28 protein-coding genes are annotated in these 25107 nt (G+C 41.1%); 16 read left to right on the forward strand and 12 right to left on the reverse strand.

What is annotated here, in order from left to right:
* Positions 1-42: 42 nt before the first annotated feature.
* Entirely contained in the window at positions 43-1773 is a 1731-nt protein-coding gene (gene ade, locus NST65_RS06880; protein WP_111927329.1) for an adenine deaminase, read from the forward strand.
* A 92-nt stretch (positions 1774-1865) separates the two neighbouring features.
* Here the strand turns inward: ade and rnjA are convergent, their stop codons facing one another.
* Both rnjA and NST65_RS06890 read right to left on the reverse strand, forming a co-directional pair.
* Entirely contained in the window at positions 1866-3533 is a 1668-nt protein-coding gene (gene rnjA, locus NST65_RS06885; RefSeq protein WP_012009818.1) for a ribonuclease J1, read from the reverse strand.
* Between the two features lie 5 nt (positions 3534-3538).
* Complete coding sequence (locus NST65_RS06890; protein ID WP_008345114.1) at positions 3539-3748, reverse strand: DNA-directed RNA polymerase subunit epsilon; 210 nt, start codon at positions 3746-3748, stop codon at positions 3539-3541.
* Positions 3749-4145: 397 nt separating this feature from the next.
* On the opposite strand from NST65_RS06890, the gene NST65_RS06895 reads away from it, so the two are divergent.
* Complete coding sequence (locus tag NST65_RS06895; RefSeq protein ID WP_024426890.1) at positions 4146-4925, forward strand: Cof-type HAD-IIB family hydrolase; 780 nt, start codon at positions 4146-4148, stop codon at positions 4923-4925.
* A 38-nt stretch (positions 4926-4963) separates the two neighbouring features.
* Here the strand turns inward: NST65_RS06895 and def are convergent, their stop codons facing one another.
* Both def and NST65_RS06905 read right to left on the reverse strand, forming a co-directional pair.
* A complete protein-coding gene (def, locus tag NST65_RS06900; protein ID WP_034281628.1) occupies positions 4964-5521 on the reverse strand; it encodes a peptide deformylase in 558 nt (185 codons plus the stop codon).
* 111 nt (positions 5522-5632) lie between these two features.
* Positions 5633-5821: a YjcZ family sporulation protein gene (locus NST65_RS06905; RefSeq protein WP_034281949.1), complete on the reverse strand. Its 189-nt coding sequence runs from the start codon at positions 5819-5821 to the stop codon at positions 5633-5635.
* A gap of 233 nt (positions 5822-6054) precedes the next feature.
* Between NST65_RS06905 and NST65_RS06910 the strand changes: the two genes are divergently transcribed.
* From NST65_RS06910 to lpdA, 5 genes are all read left to right on the forward strand, one after another.
* Positions 6055-6723 (forward strand): YkyA family protein, encoded by a 669-nt coding sequence (locus NST65_RS06910; protein ID WP_034281630.1) that lies wholly within the window; start codon positions 6055-6057, stop codon positions 6721-6723.
* A gap of 410 nt (positions 6724-7133) precedes the next feature.
* A complete protein-coding gene (gene pdhA, locus NST65_RS06915) occupies positions 7134-8249 on the forward strand; it encodes a pyruvate dehydrogenase (acetyl-transferring) E1 component subunit alpha (protein WP_024424754.1) in 1116 nt (371 codons plus the stop codon).
* 3 nt (positions 8250-8252) lie between these two features.
* Positions 8253-9230, forward strand: a complete 978-nt coding sequence (pdhB, locus tag NST65_RS06920; protein ID WP_012009824.1) for a pyruvate dehydrogenase complex E1 component subunit beta — start codon at positions 8253-8255, stop codon at positions 9228-9230.
* A gap of 107 nt (positions 9231-9337) precedes the next feature.
* Positions 9338-10678: a dihydrolipoamide acetyltransferase family protein gene (locus NST65_RS06925; protein WP_034281632.1), complete on the forward strand. Its 1341-nt coding sequence runs from the start codon at positions 9338-9340 to the stop codon at positions 10676-10678.
* 4 nt (positions 10679-10682) lie between these two features.
* Positions 10683-12095 (forward strand): dihydrolipoyl dehydrogenase, encoded by a 1413-nt coding sequence (lpdA, locus tag NST65_RS06930; protein WP_024426892.1) that lies wholly within the window; start codon positions 10683-10685, stop codon positions 12093-12095.
* Between the two features lie 126 nt (positions 12096-12221).
* Here lpdA and NST65_RS06935 read toward each other — a convergent pair whose 3' ends face one another.
* Positions 12222-12602 (reverse strand): hypothetical protein, encoded by a 381-nt coding sequence (locus tag NST65_RS06935; RefSeq protein WP_227001729.1) that lies wholly within the window; start codon positions 12600-12602, stop codon positions 12222-12224.
* Positions 12603-12918: 316 nt separating this feature from the next.
* Here NST65_RS06935 and NST65_RS06940 point away from each other — a divergent pair, with 316 nt between their 5' ends.
* On the forward strand, positions 12919-13038 hold the full coding sequence (locus NST65_RS06940; RefSeq protein ID WP_003212464.1) for a GapA-binding peptide SR1P: 120 nt from the start codon (positions 12919-12921) through the stop codon (positions 13036-13038).
* A gap of 43 nt (positions 13039-13081) precedes the next feature.
* On the opposite strand, the gene NST65_RS06945 is transcribed toward NST65_RS06940, so the two are convergent.
* A complete protein-coding gene (locus NST65_RS06945; protein ID WP_108909025.1) occupies positions 13082-14554 on the reverse strand; it encodes an aminotransferase class I/II-fold pyridoxal phosphate-dependent enzyme in 1473 nt (490 codons plus the stop codon).
* Between the two features lie 190 nt (positions 14555-14744).
* Between NST65_RS06945 and NST65_RS06950 the strand changes: the two genes are divergently transcribed.
* Positions 14745-15014 (forward strand): UPF0223 family protein, encoded by a 270-nt coding sequence (locus NST65_RS06950; RefSeq protein ID WP_034281639.1) that lies wholly within the window; start codon positions 14745-14747, stop codon positions 15012-15014.
* 27 nt (positions 15015-15041) lie between these two features.
* Here the strand turns inward: NST65_RS06950 and NST65_RS06955 are convergent, their stop codons facing one another.
* Complete coding sequence (locus tag NST65_RS06955; RefSeq protein WP_024426894.1) at positions 15042-15677, reverse strand: DUF1054 domain-containing protein; 636 nt, start codon at positions 15675-15677, stop codon at positions 15042-15044.
* A 287-nt stretch (positions 15678-15964) separates the two neighbouring features.
* Between NST65_RS06955 and NST65_RS06960 the strand changes: the two genes are divergently transcribed.
* Both NST65_RS06960 and NST65_RS06965 read left to right on the forward strand, forming a co-directional pair.
* Positions 15965-16153: a hypothetical protein gene (locus NST65_RS06960; RefSeq protein WP_024424761.1), complete on the forward strand. Its 189-nt coding sequence runs from the start codon at positions 15965-15967 to the stop codon at positions 16151-16153.
* Between the two features lie 133 nt (positions 16154-16286).
* On the forward strand, positions 16287-17093 hold the full coding sequence (locus NST65_RS06965) for an inositol monophosphatase family protein (RefSeq protein WP_046310839.1): 807 nt from the start codon (positions 16287-16289) through the stop codon (positions 17091-17093).
* A gap of 129 nt (positions 17094-17222) precedes the next feature.
* On the opposite strand, the gene NST65_RS06970 is transcribed toward NST65_RS06965, so the two are convergent.
* Positions 17223-17858 carry a hypothetical protein gene (locus NST65_RS06970; protein WP_034281643.1) on the reverse strand — a complete coding sequence of 212 codons (636 nt, stop codon included), beginning with the start codon at positions 17856-17858 and terminating at the stop codon, positions 17223-17225.
* 275 nt (positions 17859-18133) lie between these two features.
* Positions 18134-18313: a DUF5325 family protein gene (locus NST65_RS06975; protein ID WP_034281645.1), complete on the reverse strand. Its 180-nt coding sequence runs from the start codon at positions 18311-18313 to the stop codon at positions 18134-18136.
* A gap of 113 nt (positions 18314-18426) precedes the next feature.
* Between NST65_RS06975 and typA the strand changes: the two genes are divergently transcribed.
* A complete protein-coding gene (typA, locus tag NST65_RS06980) occupies positions 18427-20265 on the forward strand; it encodes a translational GTPase TypA (RefSeq protein WP_041084955.1) in 1839 nt (612 codons plus the stop codon).
* Between the two features lie 54 nt (positions 20266-20319).
* On the forward strand, positions 20320-20643 hold the full coding sequence (locus tag NST65_RS06985) for a YlaH-like family protein (protein WP_003210819.1): 324 nt from the start codon (positions 20320-20322) through the stop codon (positions 20641-20643).
* 31 nt (positions 20644-20674) lie between these two features.
* Here NST65_RS06985 and NST65_RS06990 read toward each other — a convergent pair whose 3' ends face one another.
* Both NST65_RS06990 and NST65_RS06995 read right to left on the reverse strand, forming a co-directional pair.
* Entirely contained in the window at positions 20675-20908 is a 234-nt protein-coding gene (locus NST65_RS06990) for a YlaI family protein (RefSeq protein ID WP_223250959.1), read from the reverse strand.
* 99 nt (positions 20909-21007) lie between these two features.
* A complete protein-coding gene (locus tag NST65_RS06995; RefSeq protein ID WP_034281647.1) occupies positions 21008-21625 on the reverse strand; it encodes a YhcN/YlaJ family sporulation lipoprotein in 618 nt (205 codons plus the stop codon).
* Between the two features lie 140 nt (positions 21626-21765).
* Between NST65_RS06995 and NST65_RS07000 the strand changes: the two genes are divergently transcribed.
* A complete protein-coding gene (locus NST65_RS07000; protein ID WP_034281649.1) occupies positions 21766-23088 on the forward strand; it encodes a PhoH family protein in 1323 nt (440 codons plus the stop codon).
* A 15-nt stretch (positions 23089-23103) separates the two neighbouring features.
* Here the strand turns inward: NST65_RS07000 and NST65_RS07005 are convergent, their stop codons facing one another.
* The gene (locus NST65_RS07005; RefSeq protein ID WP_034281650.1) at positions 23104-23586 is read right to left on the reverse strand and encodes a hypothetical protein; all 483 of its coding nucleotides are present in this window, start codon (positions 23584-23586) and stop codon (positions 23104-23106) included.
* 120 nt (positions 23587-23706) lie between these two features.
* Between NST65_RS07005 and glsA the strand changes: the two genes are divergently transcribed.
* Entirely contained in the window at positions 23707-24636 is a 930-nt protein-coding gene (gene glsA, locus NST65_RS07010; protein ID WP_034281651.1) for a glutaminase A, read from the forward strand.
* Between the two features lie 122 nt (positions 24637-24758).
* Positions 24759-25040 carry a YlaN family protein gene (locus tag NST65_RS07015; protein ID WP_003212509.1) on the forward strand — a complete coding sequence of 94 codons (282 nt, stop codon included), beginning with the start codon at positions 24759-24761 and terminating at the stop codon, positions 25038-25040.
* The last annotated feature ends 67 nt before the right edge of the window (positions 25041-25107 follow it).

Here is a 25107-nt window from a genome sequence, read left to right on the forward strand (position 1 = left end):
GATAAGAAACATTATATTGTTTACTTGGAGGAGGCAGTGTCGTTGGATAAGGAGCTTTTCAGACATCAAATTGAGGTAGCTGCAAAGAGAAAAAAAGCAGCCCTAGTGATTAAACATGCGAAAGTTATGGACGTGTTTAACCAGGAATGGATAGACGCTGATGTCGCTGTTGAAAATGGACAAATAGTAGGGATTGGAGAGTACGAGGGAGAACAGGAGCTGGATGCAGCAGGTCAAATGCTTGTACCTGGTTTTATTGATGGCCACGTTCATATCGAGTCCTCTATGGTTACCCCTGCTGAATTCTCCAAAGCTGTCGTCCCGCGCGGTGTGACAACTGTCGTAACAGACCCGCATGAAATTGCCAATGTGTCAGGGATCACAGGCATCCGTTTTATGCTGGAAGAAGCGAGAAAAGCTGCCTTAAATATTTATTTCATGCTGCCATCCTGCGTACCGGCAGTCAGTTTTGAACGATCAGGTGCTGTTTTAAAAGCGAAAGATTTAAAGCCTTTGTATCAAGAGAAAGAGGTTCTTGGTCTTGCTGAGGTGATGGATTACGTCGGTGTGGAGCAGGCAGAAGAAGATATGCTTCAAAAGCTGCTTGATGCTCAAAACGAGAATAAATTGATTGATGGCCATCTAGCAGGCTTAACAGACCGATTAATAAACGTTTACCGCACAGCGAATGTCCAAACAGATCACGAGGTGACAACAGCCGAAGAAGCCCTTGAACGTGTAAAACGAGGCATGTATGTCATGCTGAGAGAAGGCTCTGTTGCCAAAAACGTGAAAAGCGTTTTACCAGCTGTGAATGAAAAGAATGCGAGACGCTTTTTCTTTTGTACCGATGATAAACATTTAGATGATTTAATGGCTGAAGGAAGTATTGATGAACAAGTACGTATGTCTATAAAAGAAGGGTTAGACCCATTTTTAGCGTATCAAATGGGAAGTTTAAACGCAGCAGAGTGTTTTGGCCTCAAAACAAAGGGAGCCATTGCGCCAGGCTTTGATGCTGATTTTATGCTCGTCTCTGATCTTCATCAAGTAGACATTACCAGCGTATTTATTGCTGGAGAATTAGTGGCGCAGCATGGAGAGTACAAGCCAGGTGTCGAAAAAATTGCACCGAGTCCAGCCTTATTACAATCTGTTCATGCTATAGACGTTCAAGAGCAAGATCTGGCTCTGTCTATCACAGCTCATCAAAAGATGAATGTCATCCGCATTATTCCAAATCAGCTAGAAACAAAATTAGAACAAATCTCTCCTTCAGAAACGAACGGACAATTCACTAGTGATACAGAAAGAGATCTATTAAAAATGGTGCTTGTCGAACGCCATCAAGGCTTATCTGAAATGGGGATAGGGATTGTCAGCGGCTTTGGATTAGAAAAGGGCGCAATTGCAACAACGGTTGCACATGATTCTCACAATTTAATTGCGGTTGGCACAAATGATGCTGATATCGTGAAAGCCATTGACGCGTTAAAAGAAGCAGGCGGCGGTTTGACTGTTGTCAAAGAGGGCCAGACTCTTCATACACTGCCATTACCGATCTCTGGTTTACTTTCAGATCAGCCGGCACATCTTGTAAATGAAAGCCTTCATGCACTCCATGAAGCGTTAAAAGAAACAGGTTTTATTTTAGACTTTAATCCGTTTTTGACGCTGTCCTTCTTGGCACTCCCAGTCATTCCTGATGTGAAAATGACGACAAAAGGTTTGTTTGATGTCAGAAGCTTTCAGCATCTCCCAATTCAATCATAAAAAGAGAGAAACCGCATATGTATATATGCGGTTTTTTCAATGAACGGTGAAAAAAAGAGACACAGCCAAGCGGCTTGTGTCTCTTTTTGTGATTACACTTCCATAATAATCGGTAAGATCATTGGACGGCGTCTTGTTTTTTCATAAAGGAAAGGTGCAAGGGTGTCAGTAATTTCGTTCTTAATTTCAGACCACTGAGTTGTCTTACGTTCCATTACTTTTTCAAGATGCTTCGAAATTAAATCCTGTGCATCGTTGATCAGGTCTCCAGATTCTCTCATGTAGACAAAACCTCTTGAGATCAAATCAGGACCAGCAGAGATTTTGAATTCTTTCATGTCCATGCTGACGACCACAATAACAAGGCCCTCTTCAGAAAGAATGCGGCGGTCTCTTAAAACGATGTTTCCGATATCGCCAATACCGCTTCCGTCGATATACACGTTGCCTGATGGGATTTTGCCAGCGACACTTGCTTCGTCACCTTTCAGTGCAAGAACTTCACCGTTATCCATGATAAAGCAGTTTTCCTCAGGGATGCCGCAATCATTCGCAAGTTTGATATGCGTTTTTTGCATGCGGTATTCACCGTGAATCGGCATAAAGAATTTTGGTTTAATTAAACGGAGCATGAGTTTTTGTTCTTCTTGTCCGCCGTGACCAGATGTATGAATATTATTAAGGGAGCCATGAATGACCTCAGCACCTGCACGATAAAGCTGGTTAATGGTGCGGCTTACACTAATATTGTTACCTGGGATCGGTGAAGATGAGAAGACAACAGTGTCTCCAGGGTTAATGGAAATCTGGCGGTGAGTACCGTTCGCAATACGAGAAAGAGCTGCCATCGGTTCACCCTGGCTTCCAGTACAAAGAATGGTCACTTTGTTTGCTGGAAGGCGGTTGATTTCATTATGTTCAATAAACGTGTTTTTTGGACATTTAATATAGCCAAGATCTTGTCCAATATCAATAGCAGACTCCATACTGCGTCCAAATACAGCGACTTTTCTGCCGTTGGCAACAGCAGACTCAATCACTTGCTGAAGTCTGTGAATGTTTGAAGCAAACGTGGCAAAGATGATACGTCCATCGACTTTTCTAAAGATGTCATCAATGCTTTCACCTACGCGTCTTTCAGACATCGTAAATTCTGGGATTTCACTGTTTGTACTATCAGATAAAAGACAAAGAACGCCTTCTTTTCCGATCTCAGCCATTTTGGTTAAATTGGCAGGCTCGCCAACAGGAGTAAAGTCAAATTTGAAATCACCTGTATGTACGATGTTACCAGGAGGTGTCTTGACGACAATTCCATAAGAATCTGGAATACTGTGTGTCGTTCTAAAGAAAGACACAGCTGTTTTTCTAAATTTAATGGTATCTTCTTCTTCAAAAATATGAAGTTTTGTTTGTCTCAAGAGACCGTGCTCTTCCAATTTATTACGAAGTAGGCCGATTGCGAGTTTGCCGCCGTAAACTGGAATATTCACTTGCTTGAGAAGGTAAGGGATACCGCCGATGTGGTCTTCATGTCCATGAGTGATGAAAAGACCTTTGATTTTATCTTCGTTTTTAACTAAGTACGTATAGTCAGGGATGACGTAGTCAATTCCAAGAAGCTCGTCTTCAGGAAACTTAATGCCTGCATCAATTAAAATGATTTCATCTTGAAATTGAACGCCATACGTGTTTTTACCGATCTCGCCTAAACCGCCGAGCGCAAAAACTGCCGCCTGATCGTTTTTAACAAATTTCATTCCTCTCATAGCTCCAATACTTTAAAATTTTCACTTTCTCGTTCATAGTCTAAAAAAGCACCGTCTACAGGCTGAATGAATTCAATGTTGTAGTTATGTTTTTTCAACTTATCGCGTACGTCTCTTTCAGAAACCGCTTCAACGTATAGTGAATCTGTGTGTTCTCTTACAGGTACCTCAGTAGTACTTGCCTGAAAAAATACCTTATATATCATCCAAATCTCTCCTTAAATACCGTATGTTACACTCGCTTATTCTATTATATTAAAAAAACGCGCATAAGAAAAGTCTCTGAGAAAAAAGGACCTTCGGCAAATGTGCGGAAGATCCTTTTAAGCAATTGATTTTTTGCGAAGCATGTCCTTCCATTGTCTTCGAATTTTCTTACGCAGACGACGAAGCATCACATGCCGCCTCCTTTCGGGTTGAAGTAAGCTTAACCAGTGTGTTCCGGTCTCTCTATATACTTGTATTATATGATGTTTCTATTGAATGTTACATGGTTATATGTGGGAAATAGGCGCTTTCAAAAGGAATTGGTTTCGAAAGCTGAAATCTTTCTGTATGATGAAAGGGAGTGTGTATACATAACGAAGAGCAGGAGGGCGAGATATGAATAAAAAAGTCATCTTCTTTGATATCGACGGTACTTTATATGACCATGATAAAAATATACCTGAGTCAACGAAGCGAGCGGTTCATTTATTAAAAGAAAAAGGTCATCATCTCTTTATTGCATCTGGGCGTTCTCCTTTTCTGATCCGGCCCATTTTAGAAGAATTAGGGCTTGACTCATTCATTGCTTATAACGGTCAGTATGTCATGTATGAGGGAGACGTTATTTACGGCAATCCGCTGAAGCAGGAGCTGATGGAGCGGATTTATGAGACAGCGGATCGTCATGATCATCCGCTCGTTTTTATGGGAGAAGAAACGATGAAGGCGTCTGTGCCGAATCATCCGTTTATCCATGAAGGAATCGGTACTTTGAAAACAGAGCATCCTGAGCACGATGTATCTTTCTTTAAAGAAAACGACATTTTTCAAATGCTGTTATTTTGTAAGGCAGAAGAGGAAGTGGAGTATAAGGCATTCCGCGAAGAAATTGACCTTGTCAGATGGCATGAGCTGTCAACAGACGTTCTGCCAAAAGGCGGATCAAAAGCTGAAGGAATCAAACGAGTCATCGAAAGACTTCCTTACGATCAAAAGGATACCATTGCCTTTGGAGACGGACTGAACGATAGAGAAATGATTTCGTTTGCTGGAACAGGCGTGGCGATGGGAAATGCTGTGAGTGAACTGAAAGCATTGGCTGATTTTGTGACAAAGCCAGTAGATGAGGACGGCATATTCCATGCAGTGACCCAGCTTGGCCTCATTGAAGAATAAAAAAGAAGACCCTTAGAACGACGGGTCTTCTTTTTATGTCATGATCTGCCGATCGCAACAGAGTTTTCTGGCTCAGCGAATGGCTGATCCTTTTGAATATGATCATAAAACATAATGCCATTTAAATGGTCAATTTCGTGCTGAAAGACAATGGCAGGGAACCCTTTTAGACGGATATCAATGTCCTCTCCTTCAAGCGTAGTGGCCTTGACCCTGATTTTTTGATATCGAGGAACAAATCCAGGGATGGCTTCATCAACTGATAAGCAGCCTTCACCAGTCGCTAAATAAGCTCTTTTGACTGAATGACTGACAATACGCGGGTTGAACAGAGCATAGCTGTATTCTTCTCCGTCTTCATCCTCACAGTGAACAGCGATCATGCGTTTACTAATATTGATTTGCGGAGCTGCCAATCCAACGCCGGGTCTTAGTCCGTATTTTTCAGCAATGTCAGCATCCTGACTGTTTTTGACGAATTCGATCATGTCAGCTAATTGCTGTTTTTCCTCTTCTGTCGGCGGGAGCTCGACCGATTCAGCTGTTTGTCTTAAGACGGGATGTCCGTCCCTTACGATATCATCCATGGTAATCACAAAACTTCACTCCTATTTCCTTTGTATGTAAAGTATATAAAATGATACACAACATATGCAATGAAATAAAGAAGACCGGTCCTGTGAGACCGGTCAGAGGCTTAAACAGCCTTAGCAGCAGCCACCGCCGCCGCCTAAGAATGCTGCGCCAACGATAATTAATAGGATGAAAAGCACAACGATTAAAGCGAATGTACGTCCGCCGCCGTATCCGTATCCACCGCCATAACTTGGGTAACAACAGCCGCCGCCATATCCGCCACCGAATCCATACCCGTAACCGCCGTATCCACCATACATACTTCCATGACTATAATTAGACATACTTTTGACCTCCTTTGGAAATACACTTGGCCTCTCATAAGTGAAGGCGAAGCGTGTAATATAAACTATGTATGAATGCACTATTTGTATAGTCATGCGCCTATTGCTTGAAAAAAATCTTCTCCGCCTCATCTGACTGACCTCTTTCCTTGTCACAAACGTCTATAAAAATTATAGTGGTATGTGGAGACGTAAAGGGGGACCTTGTCATGAGACAGATGAAAAAAAGCATGAAAGCAGGTGCTGCTTTAGCGGGGATATGTACCCTTTTGCTGACAGGGTGCGGAGGTCAAAGTCCGTTCAATGATATGCAGGACGCGATGAAGAAAATGAGTGAAAAAGAAGCATCCTTCGAAAAAGAGCAAGGTACACTGCAAAGCTATGAGGAAAAAGAGCAGAAGCTGTATAAAAAAATGATTCAAACAACAAAGGACCATACAAAAACAGTGGCAAGCCTTTCTGATCAGGCGTTAGCATCGGCAGCACAAAGAGAAGAACATTTAAAAACAGAAAAAGTCAGTATGGATGAATCGAAAAAAGAATTGAAAACAGTAAAGGAATCTGCTGCACGATTGCAAGATGCGGAGTTAAAAGAGAAAGCAGATCAAACGGTCAAATCAATCGAGAAACGATATGCGTCATATGATCAGCTTTACAAGGAGTATCAAAAGGCGCTGAAACAAGATCAGCTTTTGTATCAATCTTTAAAGAAAAAGGATCTAGGATATGAAGAGCTGAAGTCAAAGCTGAAGACCGTGAATCGTTCATATAGCAAAGTCAGAAAAGAAAGTAAGAAGTTCAATCGATATACAGATCAATTGAATGATCATAAAAAGGCTTTGTATAAAGCAACAGATCAAGGATCGAAAAAGAGCTGAAAAAACAGCTCTTTTTTTATTTTTCGACAAAAACAAACATTTTCTATTGTAGTACAGCAGTACACTCTATACTAGTACAGATTAGGTTGTTTGTTAAACAGATTGATACAGTTCACCATAAAAAGTAAAGCGAATACATTTATTTAAATAAAGCCGTTAAATCAATTGACGGACTATTTTTCTTGTTGTAAACTATTCCTTGTTAACAGAAGTTGTATTAGTTTTTTGTGAACTATCGTTAATACAGTTATAAGGACTCAAAAACGAGTGATCAACCAATGTTTCGACAACGATCTTAGTGGCTATTATATACAGGAGTCATATGAGTATTTTGGGTTATCCTATATCTGTATGTATAAATGGATTCACGACAAATGGACTGTTAAAAGAAAGGAAGAGGTGACTTTAGAATGGCTGCAAAAACAAAAAAAGCAATTGTTGATAGCAAAAAGCAATTTGATGCCATCAAAAAGCAGTTTGAAACGTTTCAAATTTTAAACGAAAAAGGCGAAGTCGTAAACGAAGCGGCAATGCCGGATCTTTCAGATGACCAATTAAAAGAATTAATGCGCCGTATGGTGTTTACACGAGTATTAGATCAACGTTCAATTTCATTGAACCGTCAAGGACGTCTTGGCTTCTATGCGCCAACAGCTGGACAAGAGGCTTCTCAGCTTGCAACTCACTTTGCACTTGAGAAAGAAGATTTCATTCTTCCAGGATATCGTGATGTACCACAATTAATCTGGCATGGTCTTCCGCTAACAAAAGCATTCTTGTTCTCTCGCGGACACTTTGTTGGTAACCAAATGCCTGAAGATGTGAATGCACTTTCACCGCAAATCATTATCGGTGCTCAAATCATTCAAGCTGCTGGTGTAGCTCTTGGTTTGAAAAAGCGCGGTAAAAAAGCTGTTGCAATCACTTACACTGGTGACGGTGGAGCTTCACAAGGTGATTTCTACGAAGGTATTAACTTTGCAGGGGCTTACAAAGCGCCAGCGATTTTTGTTGTCCAAAACAACAGATATGCGATCTCTACACCTGTTGAAAAGCAGTCTGCTGCACAAACAATTGCACAAAAAGCAGCTGCAGCTGGTATCGTAGGCGTACAAGTTGACGGGATGGATGCATTAGCTGTTTATGCAGCAACTGCTGAAGCTCGTGAGCGCGCTGTAAATGGTGAAGGTCCAACATTAATCGAAACTCTTACATTCCGTTACGGCCCACATACAATGGCTGGTGACGATCCAACAAGATATCGTACAAAAGAAGATGAAAACGAGTGGGAGCAAAAAGATCCATTGGTACGCTACCGCAAATTCTTGGAAAACAAAGGCCTATGGTCTGAAGAAGAAGAGAATAAAGTGATCGAAGATGCAAAAGAACAAATCAAACAAGCGATCAAAGAAGCTGACGAACAGCCTAAGCAAAAAGTCACTGACTTGATTGAAAACATGTACGATGTAAAACCATTCAACTTAGTTGAACAGCTTGAAATTTACAAACAGAAGGAGTCGAAGTAAGCCATGGCGCAAATGACAATGATTCAAGCGATCACTGATGCGTTACGCACAGAACTGAAAAATGACGAAAACGTTCTCGTTTTCGGAGAAGACGTTGGTAAAAACGGCGGCGTATTCCGTGCGACTGAAGGATTGCAAAAAGAGTTTGGTGAGGATCGTGTATTCGATACTCCACTTGCTGAATCTGGTATTGGCGGTCTTGCTATTGGCCTTGGACTACAAGAATTCCGCCCGGTAATGGAAATTCAATTCTTCGGATTCGTTTACGAAGTATTAGATTCTGTTTCTGGACAAATGGCTCGTATGCGTTACCGTTCTGGCGGACGCTGGCATTCCCCAGTGACAATCCGTTCTCCATTCGGCGGGGGAGTTCACACACCTGAGCTTCACGCTGACAGCTTAGAAGGACTTATCGCACAACAGCCTGGTATCAAGGTTGTTATTCCTTCAACACCTTACGATGCAAAAGGACTTTTAATTTCTGCAATTCGTGACAACGATCCTGTAGTGTTCCTTGAGCATATGAAACTTTATCGTTCTTTCCGTCAGGAAGTTCCTGAAGAAGAGTACACAATTGAAATCGGTAAAGCTGACGTGAAACGTGAAGGTTCTGACCTTTCAATCATCACTTACGGTGCAATGGTTCACGAATCACTAAAAGCTGCTGAAGAGCTAGAAAAAGAAGGCGTTTCTGCTGAGGTTATCGACCTTCGTACAGTAAGCCCGCTTGATATTGAAACAATCATCGCTTCTGTTGAAAAAACAGGCCGTGCGATCGTTGTTCAAGAAGCACAAAAACAAGCTGGTATTGCTGCAAACGTAGTAGCTGAAATCAATGACAGAGCGATCCTTAGCTTGGAAGCACCAGTACTTCGTGTCGCTGCACCTGATACTGTATTTGCTTTCTCTCAAGCTGAGAGCGTATGGCTTCCAAACCATAAAGATGTACTTGAAACAGCGAAGAAAGTTCTTGAATTTTAATTAAATGACAGAGGGGAAAAGAATTTATTTCTCTTCCCCTTTATCAATTACATGACCGTGTAAATATACACAACAAGGGTTCAACAAAATCTAGGAGGCGAAAAACAGTGGCATTTGAATTTAAACTTCCGGACATCGGAGAAGGTATCCACGAAGGTGAGATCGTTAAGTGGTTTGTTAAACCAAACGACGAAATCAATGAAGATGACGTTTTAGCAGAGGTACAAAATGATAAAGCAGTTGTAGAAATTCCTTCACCTGTTAAAGGAAAAGTATTAGAATTAAAAGTTGAAGAGGGAACAGTTGCAACTGTAGGACAAACAATCATTACGTTTGATGCACCTGGTTACGAAAATCTTCAATTTAAAGGCAGCGAAGAAGAAGGCGAAGCAAAAACTGAAGCTCAAGTACAAGGTACTGCTGAAGCTGGTAACGAGCCAGAGAAGAAAGAAGTAGCACAAGAAGAAGCGGCAGCAGCAACTGGTGCAGGCGCACAAGAGCAAGTAGACGCTGATCCAAACAAACGCGTGATCGCTATGCCATCTGTACGTAAATATGCTCGCGAAAAAGGCGTTGAAATTTACAAAGTTGCAGGTTCTGGTAAAAACGGCCGTGTGTTAAAAGAAGATATCGACAGCTTCGTTAATGGTGGTTCTGCAGCTCAAGAAGCAGCACCTCAAGCAGCTGAAAGTGCGAAAGAAGCAGCAGCTCCTAAAGCGGCAGCAGCTCCAGTTCTTGAAGGAGAATTCCCAGAAACTCGCGAGAAAATGAGCGGAATCCGCAAAGCAATCGCAAAAGCAATGGTGAACTCTAAGCATACAGCTCCTCACGTAACATTAATGGATGAAGTTGATGTAACAAACCTTGTTGCACATCGTAAACAATTCAAACAAGTTGCAGCTGATCAAGGAATCAAGTTAACTTACTTGCCTTACGTTGTAAAAGCTCTAACTTCTGCTTTGAAAAAGTACCCAGTACTTAACACTTCTATCGATGATAAAACGGATGAAGTTGTTCAAAAGCATTACTACAACATCGGAATTGCAGCTGACACTGAAAAAGGCTTGCTAGTTCCAGTTGTGAAAAATGCAGATCGCAAAGCGATTTTCGAAGTTTCTAACGAAATCAATGAGCTTGCAACAAAAGCACGTGATGGTAAATTGGCTCCAGCTGAAATGAAAGGTGCATCTTGCACAATCACAAACATCGGTTCTGCTGGTGGACAATGGTTTACTCCAGTCATCAACCACCCAGAAGTAGCGATCCTTGGTATTGGACGTATCGCTGAAAAAGCGGTTGTTCGTGATGGCGAAATCGTTGCAGCTCCAGTCTTAGCTCTTTCCCTAAGCTTTGACCACCGTATGATTGACGGAGCTACTGCGCAAAATGCCCTTAACCACATCAAGCGTTTATTGAATGATCCACAATTAATTTTAATGGAGGCGTAATGTCATGGTAGTAGGAGATTTCCCAATCGAAACAGATACTCTTGTCATCGGTGCAGGTCCTGGTGGATATGTAGCTGCTATTCGTGCTGCACAGCTTGGACAAAAAGTAACAATCGTTGAAAAAGGAACACTTGGCGGTGTATGTCTAAACGTTGGCTGTATCCCTTCAAAAGCATTAATCAATGCTGGCCATCGTTTCGAAAATGCTAAGCATTCTGAAGACATGGGTATCAAAGCTGAAAACGTAACAGTTGATTTCACAAAAGTTCAAGAGTGGAAAGCTTCTGTTGTTAATAAGTTAACAGGTGGAGTTCAAGGTCTTCTTAAAGGAAATAAAGTAGACATCGTCAAAGGTGAAGCTTATTTCGTAGACAGCAACTCTGTACGTGTAATGGATGATAATTCAGCACAGACTTATACGTTCAAAAATGCAATTCTTGCAACTGGATCTCGTCCAATTGAATTGCCTACTTTTAAATACACAGACCGCGTGATCAACTCAACTGGTGCTTTAGCGCTTAAAGAAGTACCTAAAAAGTTAGTTGTCATCGGTGGTGGATACATCGGTACTGAGCTTGGTACTGCTTATGCAAACTTTGGAACAGAAGTTGTGATCCTTGAAGGTGGAGACGAAATCCTTCCAGGTTTCGAGAAGCAAATGAGCTCATTGGTTAAACGCAACCTGAAGAAAAAAGGAAACGTTGAAATCCATACAAACGCTCTTGCAAAAGGCGTTGAAGAAAAATCTGATGGTGTCACTGTTACGTTCGAAGTAAAAGGCGAAGAAAAAACAGTTGATGCTGATTACGTACTTGTGACTGTTGGTCGTCGTCCAAACACTGATGAGCTTGGTCTTGAGCAAGTTGGTGTTGAATTGACTGACCGCGGAGTTGTCAAAACAGACAAACAATGCCGTACAAGCGTATCTAACATCTATGCAATTGGTGACATCGTTGATGGACCACCACTTGCTCACAAAGCTTCTTACGAAGGTAAAATTGCAGCTGAAGCAATCGCTGGAGAGCCAGCTGAAATTGATTACCTTGGTATTCCTGCTGTTGTATTCTCTGAGCCAGAACTTGCAACTGTTGGATACACTGAAGCAGAAGCAAAAGCAGAAGGTATCGAAATCGTTGCAGCGAAATTCCCATTCGCAGCGAACGGACGTGCACTTTCTCTTGATGCAACTGATGGCTTCATGAAAATGATCACTCGTAAAGAGGATGGTCTAGTGATCGGTGCTCAAATCGCAGGTGTTGGCGCTTCTGATATGATTTCAGAGCTTAGCCTTGCAATCGAAGCTGGAGTGACTGCTGAAGATATCGCTATGACAATTCACGCTCACCCAACATTAGGTGAAATTACAATGGAAACGGCTGAAGTAGCAATCGGAAGCCCAATCCACATCGTAAAATAATGAAACCTATGAAGCCCTCTCCTTGATGGAGAGGGTTTTTTTGCTGCTCTGAACACCATATGAAAAACCCCTCATGAGATGAGGGGTTTTTTCATATGGATATATATAAGTGTAAGGTAAATATCATTAGTTTGTATTGACGCGGTCTAAAGCATGACATAAAGGCGATAAGATCTCCTGTTTACTGCGGACATTTCCTTCCACCTTCACGATCACTTTTTCATCATTGACAAGTAAAATAGCCGGTAATTCGTCCACTTCATTTTTCCAGCCTTTACGATCTTCTTTCACAATCATTTTTGACATTTCCTTAGGGTATTCATTTTTTAATTCGAGGACTGCATCATAATATGGGCTTTCTTTATCAAGGTTTTCTGCATCAGTAAAAAAGAGAATTCTCGGTTTTTGAATATGACGGACTTGGTCGGTCTGATTCGGTATGATATACGCAAATGAGCATGAACTAAGTACAAAGAGCATGGGGAATATAATGAGAAGTGTCCTCATAAAATTCAATCTATTCACCTCAAAATCATTTGGGGTTGTCCCAACATTTTTAGGAGCTTGTTCCCTGTTAGTCACTCTAGTGTATCATGTCCCTTTTGACAATTTTCGATTGTTACTCAATTGTTACAGAATTGATATGAAGCAAAATACAATTGAAACGTTCCCTCAATATGATGAGAAAAAAGCACATATTTATAAAAAATGATTAAATGTGTCATACAATTAACCGTTGACAACTTAAATATGACATCATATTATAGAAATAAGAAATAGATCAAACGCTTTCAAACTATGAATGAAGAAAAGGGGAATGTACGTGGGTACAATTATTTGTCAAGATTGCAATGAAACCATTGATCAGTTTGAAAATGAAAAAGTGACAACGCTATACGGAACGTGCGGTCACTGTCATTGCTGTGATGAAGCCTCTGAATAAATAAAAAAGCATGCAGCTCCATTTGGGGCTGCATGTTTCTTTTTTATAAAATTGGTTTTTGTTCCTTAATCACACGGATCATTTCAAGCGTTGAATCTTCAGGTCCTTGGACAGGGAGACCAATTTCAATATTTTTAAAGATATACGATATATTTTCTTCTGTGATAATTTCACCTGGTATAAAAATCGGAATACCTGGCGGATACACCATCACAAACTCTGCGATAATGCGGCCGACTGCTTCCTTAAACGGAACGACTTCCGTTGTAGCGTAAAAGGCGTCACGCGGCGTCATAGCAAGCGATGGAATCTCAGGCAGCAGCACTTCCGTTACCGCTTGTTTGCCGCCCTCACGAGTAGAGGCTGCGGCAATTTCCTGCATCGCCGTCACGAGCGTATCAATTGTCTCATCTGAATCGCCAGGGGTGACGATACATAAAATGTTGTACAGGTCAGAGAGCTCTACTTCAATTCGGTAACTTTCTCTCAGCCACTTTTCGACATCATGTCCGTTTAACCCAAGGTCTTTAATAGAGATAATTAATTTCGTTGGGTCATAATCGTAAGTGGAAGCTGAACCGAGTACTTCCTTGCCAATGCAGGTAATGCCGTCAATTTGATTCAAACGGTCTCTCGCTGATTCAGCCAAACGAATGGCTTCATCAGCTAGTGCCTTACCTTCAGTGGCTAATCGTTTTCGAGCGACATCAAGTGACGCTAAGAGCAAATAAGAAGTGGACGTTGTCGTCAGCATACTCAAAATCGATTGCACGCGGTCTTTTGAAACAAGCCCTTCCTTCATATTTAAAATAGAGCTCTGCGTAAGAGAGCCGCCAAGTTTATGGACACTTGTTGCTGCCATGTCGGCACCTGCCTGCATGGCAGAGAGGGGAAGCTCATCATGAAAATGTATATGCACACCGTGTGCTTCATCGACAAGGACAGGCACATCAAATGAATGGGCAATGTCTACGATTGATTTTAAGTCTGCTGAAATACCAAAATACGTTGGATTAATGACAAGCAAACCTTTCGCATCTGGATGCTCAGTGAGCGCCTTTTTGGCTGATTCAGGTGTAATCCCGTGAGAGATGCCAAGCTCTTTGTCTATTTCTGGGTGAATAAAAACAGGAACTGCGCCAGAAAATACAATCGCGGACATAATTGATTTATGGACATTACGCGGAACGATAATTTTATCTCCAGGTCCGCATACCGTCATCACCATTGTCATGATGGCCCCGCTTGTTCCTTGAATGGAGAAAAACGTATGATCAGCACCGAAGGCTTCAGCAGCAAGCTCCTGTGCTTCTTTTATCATCCCTCGAGGTGAATGTAAATCATCGAGAGGTTCTATATTAATGAGGTCAATGCTTAATGCATTGTCGCCAATGAATGCTCTAAATTCAGGATCCATTCCGGCTCCTTTTTTATGGCCTGGAATGTGAAATTGGACTGGATTCGTTGCTGCGTGTTTTTTTAGTCCAGTATATAAGGGTGTATCATGTTGTGACAATTGCTTTCCCACCTTCATCGAAATACCTGCTATTATTGTGCCAATTACAGCAGATTTCATTGCATAAAACAAAAGAATTATATTATGAACTGATCGGAATGTAAAGCATAAAATCAATCGGTTTCTGATCAAACAGATGCTATAATAAAAGTTCAAATGAGAAATGAGTGTTAAAGTGAGGGACAAGTAAATGGAATATCAATATCCAATGGATGTCGACTGGACGACAGAGGAAAAAATTGCGGTCATTTCATTTTTTCAGGCTGTTGAAAAAGCCTATGAAAAAGGAATTGCGAAGCAGGAGTTATTAGATGCTTATAAACGATTTAAAGAGGTTGTGCCATCAAAAGCAGAGGAAAAAACGCATTGTGCGGCTTTTGAAAAGGGAAGCGGGTATTCCCCTTATCGTGCAGTGAAAACCGCAAGAGAGGCAGAAGAGACAGCCGTTATACGCATGTAAAAAACGAGCCTATAAGGGCTCGTTTTTTTATACAGATTCTTTCTGTGTGAAGCGGTATAGATACGTCAGCGTGCGGAAGGCATTTTCGATTTTCGATAGGAATTCTTCATTATTCATTTGAACGACTTCCTCTCTAGGCAGCTGGATGCCGCATAGAAGCTCGGCTTTCTTGACTGTTTGAACACGTTCAAAAAGCGTTTTCAGCTGTTCGGAATCTAGTTCGCTGTGCCGCATGACATCTGGTTTCATATGATCTTTAGACCAAACAAAATCTTGCGGTATTTTCTGCTGGATGGTGTCTAGCTCTTTTTCAAACAGCTGGCCGTACTCACCTTTCACTGGAGATTCATAAATGAGCGCAAACCAGACAAAGACATGTGTTTTCCAAAGCCCAATTTGAAAATGAGGGAGTTTTTTATATCCGCGCTTACTGTTTGCAAAAGCAACCCATGTATCATTTGGCGGGTTGACAGATCTTCTAGCATGCTTTGCGACGTGTACAAACATTTCGTCTCCTGTAATAGAAGAAAGAAGTGGTGCAAAATGTTCGCCAAGTGCCTCAAGCTTTGGACGTACTCTTTCTTTTAATACAGTCATTCGTTCATCTAAACCATCAACTGTGAATGTTTCAAAATCTTCATCTCTAAAACGCATTTCACTCATGTTATGCCTCCTGTATCTTTTCGCTGATCATATTTTATCATAGCTTGGGTCAAGCTCAAAAAAAGATGCACCGTCAGATAAAAGATTGTAAAGGGCGTGGTGCAGCGTTTAAAACCTTTCATTATGTGGTACATCATTAATAGGTAAAGACACAATTTTCAGAATGTCGTTGCGGTTATGCGATCGCTTCATACGATATAAGCAAGAACAATTTCTCTTATCGATTGAATTTTTTATCAATGAAAACTGACAAGGAATGAATCATTCTCTGGAAGGGGCGTTGACCAATGAAGCAAATCGTGAAGCAGGGCTATAGACAGGAGAAGAAAAATCGCATCGCTGTGTGGAGATTAGAGGTTGATTATGAGCTTTCTACGCTTCATGAAGCCATCGAACAAAAAGATGACATCCAAATCGAACGCAGCAAACGAAAGCTTGAGCGCCTAAGAAAAGAATGGGAGCAGCTTCAAGGGTAAAACAGGGTGAGGTAAAAACGAACCAATTCATCGGTTCGTTTTTGTATGAAGCTGCTTTTTTCTTGCTTTTACGTACATAATATCAGTATGCTATTACAAATAGGTCCTACATAGAAAAGAGGTTTACAATCTGATGACAAACTGGGTGGAAATTGACCGTCTTGCAAAGCTCTGGGTAAAAGAAGCAGGGAGCCGTATTAAAGCGTCCATGCAGGAAGGTCTATCAATTGAAACAAAATCAAATCCAAATGATCTAGTCACGAATATCGATAAAGAAACAGAACGTTTTTTTATTGAAAAAATACAGTCGGCATTTTCAGATCATCACATTTTAGGAGAAGAGGGACAAGGGGAAGAGGTCACCTCACTCGATGGAATTGTGTGGATCATTGATCCGATTGATGGCACAATGAACTTTGTCCATCAAAAGCGCAACTTTGCCATTTCAATCGGGATATTTGAAAATGGTGTGGGGAAAATCGGTCTTATTTATGACGTCATTCATGACGAGCTCTACCATGCCATTAAAGGAGAAGGAGCCTATATGAACGATATCCTGCTCCCTCCATTAAAAGATGTGGAGATTGAAAAAGCCATTGTGGGTATTAATCCGACATGGGCGATTGAAAGTCCTTATTTTGACGCCAAACCATTTGCCCGTCTAGTGCGTGACGTGAGAGGGACACGAACGATTGGATCAGCTGCCCTTGAGCTTGCTTATATTGCAAGCGGCAGAAGTGACGCATATGTCACCTTAAGGCTTGCACCGTGGGATTATGCAGCGGGCTGCGTGCTGCTTGATGAAGTAGGGGCCGTTTACTCAAATATTCACGGAGAACGTCTTACGTTCCTAGACAAAAACAGCATAGTGGCTGGAAATCGATCCATTTGTGAAAAAATCTTGCATGATTACATAAAAGAAAGCGGAAATAAAAAATAAACGACATCACTTCATGAGAATGAAGTGATTTTTTGTTTTTCCTGAAACTGTAAGGCGGAAGTCTATACGCTTTATTGGCTGAAATAAAAAACCCCCATCTGGATGAACCAGGTGGGAGTTTTTCTGAGATTAGCTTAATTTTTCTTTCGCAATTTGAACTGCATCATAGAACGTTTTCAATTGCTCTTGAGGAATTTTCTTAAGCATTTGGTTGAAAACAAGTAATTCAGTAGAGCTGAATCCAAGACCTTTTGCGATTTTTGAATCAATCACAACGTTTCCTTTTTTGTCTAGAACAAGGGCATCACCAGCAAGATCAGCAATTCTGATCACTGATTTGAAAAGCTTTTCAAATTTAGCCGCTTCTTCTTTTGTAAGACCAAGTTCAACAGCTTTTGCTGCATCAAAAACCAATTTCCCTTTTTCGTTTTTAGTGATGCTTTCACTGAAAACGATTGTAAGAACAGCTGCGCGATCTAAGAATTTCTCAGCAGTCGCCGCTTCTTCTTCAGTTAGTCCGAGCTCAACAGCTTTTTTCACATCAAATGTGTAGCTGTTGTCTTCCTCAACAAATGAATTGATGAGAATGTTGATGACACGCTCGTTTTTCTCCAATAATTCTTTAATGATTTGCTGCTGTTCAAAAGGAATTCCTTTGAAAGTTGCAGCGCTTGCTTGCCCAGGAGCTACTGTTGTGAAAGTAAGAATGATAGCTAAAGCGAAAAATACAACAGAGCTGAGCGATTTGCTCAAAAACTTCTTCATGCTTCTTTTCTCTCCCTTTTCTGTTAAATTTTGTTGCAAGAAAAGCATACCATGAGAAACTTTGTGGAAGAATAGGAAAAATGTAACTTTCTGTTTGATTTTGGAGAACTATAAAAGTTCTTGTCGAAAAATGGAGGGGTTCAGATTGCTTACTTTTGTCAACTCTTCAAGATACGTTCCGTCTGATGAATGAAGCTTTCATAGGTGATTTGTCTTGTTTTTACTCAAAATAAAAAGCCTTCTACATATAGAATGTAAAAGGCTTTTAACTAATTTTATGATTGCACGTTTAATTTTCTTTTTAATGTAAATCCTGTACCCATGAAAATCATGGCGAACACGATACTAAAACATATGCCCAGTATGTTTTTTTCTGCAAGAGATACCCCAATAAACGCCATACTGACAACTGCAAGTAATGCACATAATAATAGAAGCCATTTGATTTGTTTCATTTGTCTCCATCCCTTTTTTTAGAGTTAATATAAGTTTACAGAAAAACGATCGGCATTTAAAGGGGATTGTGATATAATATGAAAGTTATCTAATTATTTTAGGAGATGAAAATGTGAAACTTCGAAAAGACCTTCGCAACATCGCAATTATTGCCCACGTTGACCATGGTAAAACGACGCTTGTTGACCAATTGCTCCATCAAGCTGGTACTTTCCGTGCGAATGAAAATATCGCTGAGAGAGCCATGGATTCAAATGATTTAGAGCGAGAGCGCGGTATTACGATTTTAGCTAAAAATACTGCGATCCATTATAAAGATACACGCATTAATATTTTAGATACACCAGGACACGCCGATTTCGGTGGTGAAGTTGAGCGTATCATGAAAATGGTAGATGGTGTACTCCTCGTTGTGGATGCTTATGAAGGCTGTATGCCTCAAACACGCTTTGTGCTGAAAAAAGCACTTGAGCAAAACTTAACACCAATCGTTGTCGTCAATAAAATTGACCGCGACTTTGCTCGTCCGGCTGAAGTAGTTGATGAAGTGATCGACTTGTTCATTGAATTGGATGCAACAGAAGAACAGCTTGAATTCCCAGTTGTCTATGCATCAGCAATCAATGGTACAGCAAGTAACGATGCGAGCAAGCAAGATGAAAACATGGAATCTTTGTTTGAAGCCATTGTGAACCATATTCCTTGCCCAGTTGATAACCATGAAGAGCCGCTTCAATTCCAAGTGGCACTACTTGATTACAATGATTATGTTGGCAGAATTGGAATCGGCCGTGTATTCAGAGGAACAATGCAAGTAGGACAGCAGGTAGCCTTGATGAAAGTCGACGGCACTGTGAAACAATTCCGAGTAACAAAGATCTTTGGTTTCCAAGGGTTAAAACGAGTGGAAATCAACGAAGCGAAAGCGGGAGATCTTGTCGCTGTATCTGGAATGGAAGACATCAACGTAGGTGAAACGGTTTGTCCGGTAGAACACCAAGAAGCACTTCCAATCCTTCGTATTGATGAGCCGACACTTCAAATGACGTTTGTTGTAAACAACAGCCCATTTGCAGGCCGTGAAGGAAAATACGTGACATCACGTAAAATTGAAGAGCGTTTAGAGCAGCAGCTTCAAACAGACGTCAGTCTTCGTGTGGATCCAACTGATTCACCTGATGCTTGGGTTGTTTCTGGACGCGGAGAGCTTCACTTATCCATTCTCATTGAGAATATGAGACGTGAAGGTTTTGAATTACAAGTATCGAAGCCAGAAGTTATTGTAAAAGAAGTTGATGGTGTTCGATGTGAGCCTGTAGAGCGCGTTCAAATTGATGTACCAGAAGAGCATACTGGCTCTGTTATGGAATCAATGGGTGCAAGAAAAGGTGAAATGATTGACATGATCAATAATGGTAACGGTCAAGTTCGCCTGATCTTTACAGTGCCATCACGTGGTTTAATTGGTTATACAACTGAATTTCTTTCATTAACTCGTGGTTTTGGTATTTTGAACCATACGTTTGACAGCTACCAGCCAATGCAGTCTGGTCAAGTTGGCGGACGCCGTCAAGGTGTACTTGTTTCAATGGAAACAGGTAAAGCGACTGCTTACGGAATCCAAGGTGTTGAAGAGCGCGGTGTGATCTTCGTTGAGCCGGGTACTGAAGTATACCAAGGGATGATTGTTGGGGAGCATAATCGTGAGAATGACCTTGTTGTAAACGTAAGCCGTATGAAACAACAAACAAACGTACGTTCAGCGACGAAAGATCAAACGGTTAGCATGAAAAAACCTCGTATTATGTCACTTGAGGAATCTCTTGAGTACTTGAATGAAGACGAATACTGTGAGGTTACACCTGAATCAATTCGTCTTAGAAAGAAAATTTTAGACAAAAACGAACGTGAGAAAGCAGCGAAGAAGAAAAAGCTAGCAGGATTATCTTAGTTCCATGAAGAATTAAAAAGATAGAACCCTGAAAGATAAGGGGAGGGAATCTTTTTGAATGATCAGGAAGTAAGTGAAAATCTATCCTTTTTCGCGATGCTGTTTCGTGTCGATGAAAATCCGCAAACAGGGATGTGGCTCCTATATGGCACCATCCTTGTTTTAGCGATTATTGTTTTTAAGCTCGGCTTTGCAAGACGTTTACCGATTTTAAAAGCGCTCGTGATTTATTTGTTTTTGATTTTTGGCTGCACGTTTCTCACATTTCTAGGTATCTTCCTTCCAGTAGCGGAAGGACTGGTTGTGGCAGCTGCCATTTTGATTATTTATAAAATACGGCTGCATCGTGCGAAAAAAGAAGGAACAGTTAATACGTAAAAAAAGACCTGAACATGTGTCAGGTCTTTTTTTATGTCTTTTGTTCTTTCTTTCCTTTTTTCTTCTTTTTCTCTTTCGTCGCAGGATCCTGATAAAGAGAGAATCTGCCAGTTTTGATGCGAGCTTCAGTCTTTATTTTAATGCGTTCTTGGCAGTCATCGCACATATATGTATGAATTGGCCGGTTTCTTAACCGTTTAGCAACAAGTGTATCATCATCAATGGTTTCAAGCTTTTCACATAATGAGCACTTCACTCTCATCATTTTCACCTCACTTTATTGCATTTATTATAGCATGTTTTCCAGCTACTTAAAATCAGCGTAGAAAAAGGCTTATATCACAGGAGATATAAGCCGTTCTCATTATTTCTTCTGATTCATATGATGGTTTGATTGGTCGTTTTGATTTTTTTCTAACTGTTTTTGATCCTGTTCTTTGAGCTGATTATTCGGATCATTTGTCGGGTCTTTTTCGTTACGCTCGATCTCATTTCTCGGCATCTCTGGCATCACGCGGCCGACAATGGCAGCCAGTTCGTCCATAATACCGCTTACCGGACGGCCTGCTTGGATTTCTTTGCCCATTTCTTTTAAACGGCTGACTGTATCTGGATCAGCAACCACAACAGCATTTGCACCTTCAGGGTCATTTCTCAGCGCTTTTGCAACTGAATATTTAATGGTTTCTACTTTGCTTCTATCTAAATCATCTTTTACATCAATACCAACAACAGCATAGCGGCCGATGACAATTGCCGTTGCATCATTGACATCTGCTACATGCTCTGTCACATTGACAAGATGCTGCGCAACATCTGTAGATGGGCGGGCTTGATTTGTCTTTTTCTTGGATGAGTCTGACACCCGTACTAAGTGCTGGCGTCCATCTTGCTTGTCCAGCGCTTCTGGCTTTTCCTGCTGCTGGCAAGCGCCTAACAGAATGATCGTTTGAATCATGAATAATGTTAAAAATAGTCGCATCTAAATTCCCTCCTTCACAAACTGCATGATTTATTTTATTGTTGAATTAACCTTCTAACTTTATTCATGAAAACATATATTTTAACAATCGTTTTGGGAAAGACAAGGATGAATGAAACCCCGATCAGGAGGCGAAGGACCTGAGTAAAATTTATGTATTAGACACAAATGTGTTATTACAGGATCCGAATTCAATCTTTTCATTTGAAGACAACGAAGTCGTCATTCCGGCCGTTGTGTTAGAAGAAGTAGACTCGAAAAAGAGATATATGGACGAGGTTGGGCAAAACGCCCGGCGCGTCTCACGTTTAATCGACGGTTTGAGATCGAAAGGGAAACTGCATGAAAAAATTACGCTAGAGTCAAAAGGGACGCTGCGCATCGAGCTGAATCATCGCTCTTTCCATGAGCTTCAAGAAATTTTTATTGAAAAAACGAACGATAATCGGATTTTAGCGGTCGCGAAAAATTTGAGCTTAGAGGAAGAAACAAAGCCTCACGGCCGGCCTGTCATTTTGGTCAGTAAGGATGTCTTAGTCAGGGTAAAGGCAGATGCGATAGGTCTTCAGGCAGAGGACTTCTTAAGTGACCGTGTGCTGCAAAACGAAGACATTGATAACGGCTATCATGAGCTCTATATTCCGACCGAGCAATTGAATACATTTTATAAGCAAAGTCAATTGCCGATAAAAGAAGTCACAAGTGCACCATTAAACCCTCATCAATTTGTCATTATGAAGGGGAATGAAGGCGGTTCTGCTTTAGGAATGCTTGATCAAAAAGCAGAGAACGTGAAACGGCTTATTTATGATCAAGAGCATGTTTGGGGAATCCGTCCGAAAAATGTTCAGCAGACGATGGCCCTAGAGCTGCTATTGCGCCGTGATATTCCGCTTGTGACATTGATCGGAAAAGCGGGTACTGGTAAAACACTGCTTGCACTTGCTGCCGGATTAATGCAGACAGAGGATCTCGGCATGTTTAAAAAACTGATCGTAGCCCGTTCCATTGTTCCTGTCGGCAAGGATTTAGGCTACTTGCCAGGTGAAAAGGAAGAGAAACTCAGACCATGGATGCAGCCGATTTATGACAACCTGGAATTTTTATTTAATACAAAAAAACCTGGTGAACTTGATGCGATTTTGGCGGGTATTGGTTCTATTCAAGTCGAAGCTTTAACGTATATCCGCGGAAGAAGTATCCCTGATCAATTTATTATCATTGATGAGGCGCAGAATTTAACGAAACACGAGGTGAAAACATTATTAACGCGCGTCGGAGAGGGAAGTAAAATTGTGCTGATGGGGGACCCGGAGCAGATTGATCATCCTTATTTAGACAGCTTAAATAATGGGCTTACGTATGTCATTGAGCGGTTCAAAGGACAGCAAATATCTGGACATGTCAAGCTTGTCAAAGGAGAAAGGTCTGGACTTGCACAGCTTGCAGCTGATTTGCTGTAGTCCAGACCCTCTGTCTTATGTAATGATGAGCTCTTTGACACCTTTTATCGGCTGAGTGAGGTTGGACTGATCTGCGAAATAAACGTGGATTGGTCCTTCTTCAGTCATCGGCTTCCCATTTTGGCTGAAGTGTGCAATGCTTTCCATTGCCTGAGAAAGCGGAACAGCAATTGTCTCTGTTTCTGTGACAAATTCGCATGTATCTGCATGTTCAAGCGGTTCTGCATTTTTCAGCATATCACCCAGCTTCATTCCGAAGCTGCCTGTGACGAGTCTTTCCTTTTCGTACTTCTTCTCTGTTTTTAAAGTGGGTGGAAGTGTTTGACCTTCTCTGATCACCCGCTCTTGGTCAAGCTCCTGATCCAGCTGATTTTCTTCATTTGCTGCGCTGTTTTCAAAAAATGAATCCATTAAAAATTTGCGGTCATCAAAAATCCATACACTTGGATCAATGGTGATCTTGTACTTTACGTTCCCCTTAATTTGAATAATACTCATGTTCAAGACAACCCCTTTCCACCATAAATTATAGAAGTTTTCTCCTGCTTTGTCACTTTCATAAACATGCTTCTCCTTGTACACACTAATCGTACATGAAACATAGGGAGGATATTGGGCATGGCATGTCGCGACAATGAAGAGCTTCAGCGATTTGTAGAAGAAGCAAAAAAAGTGGCCAAAGATGGCAAAGTAGCATCCTATATTCCCGCTCTCGCCAAAGCGGATCAGACAGATTTATCTGTGGCTGTGTACCATGTGAGTAATACTTGCCACTCGGCAGGAGATGTAGATAAACGCTTTACCCTGCAAAGTATTTCTAAAGTATTAGCCCTTGCGCTCGTACTCTCAGAAGAAGGGCCAAAAAAAGTCTTTCAATTTGTTGGACAAGAGCCTACAGGTGATCCGTTTAATTCAATGATTAAGCTGGAAACAGCAAGTCCGAATAAGCCGCTGAATCCAATGATTAATGCAGGAGCGCTTGCAGTCACAAGCTTAATAAGAGGAGCGACTCCGCAAGATCAGCTGAACCGCCTGCTTGGCTTTATTAGAGAGCTCGCAAATGATAAAAGCATTACATACTGCAAAGAGACAGCGGCATCCGAATTTGAGACATCGATGATTAACCGGGCTATGTGCTATTATATGAAGCAATATCATATTATTAGAGGGAACGTAGAAGAGGTCATGGACGTGTATACGAAACAATGCGCCATCATGATGAACAGCTTAGATTTGGCGAAAATTGCTTGTGTTTTTTCATTAGATGGCAGACATCCAGAGACGGGCCAGCAAATTCTTTCAAAAGATGTCGCTAGAATTTGTAAAACCTTTATGGTGACGTGCGGCATGTATAATGCAAGCGGGGAATTTGCCATTAATATCGGCATACCTGCTAAAAGCGGTGTTTCAGGCGGGATTATGGGAGCGGCACCATATGATTTTGGGATCGGAATTTTCGGTCCTGCACTGGATGAAAAAGGGAATAGTATTGCTGGGATTAAGCTGCTTGAGCTCATGAGTGAAAAATATGAGATGAGTATCTTTTAATGAGGAATGTCTTCTTTTTATTTTTACAAAGCGAACTGTACAAATCTGCTTGCAATTTTGGGCGTTTCGCTTTATGATAAATAGAAGAATTAGGTACTCGCCTGGGGAACGGAGGGATACTTTTGGCGTCAGAAATTTTAGTCGATCATCGGCAAAAAGCACTGGCTTTATTAAAATTGGATGCAGATAAAATTTTAAAATTGATCCAAGTGCAAATGGACAACTTAACGATGCCGCAATGTCCTCTTTATGAAGAGGTTTTAGATACTCAAATGTTCGGATTATCGAGGGAGATTGATTTTGCTGTCCGGCTTGGATTAGTTGATCAACATGAAGGCAAGAAACTACTCGATAAACTTGAGAGAGAGCTTTCCGCACTTCATGATGCGTTCACAAAAAAATAACGATTGAAAACTCAAACTTCCACAACATAGGTTTGAGTTTTTTTGTCCTCTCATTTCTTTTATGGAT

This window comes from Bacillus sp. FSL P4-0248, assembly GCF_038593305.1.
Lineage (GTDB): Bacteria > Bacillota > Bacilli > Bacillales > Bacillaceae > Bacillus > Bacillus safensis.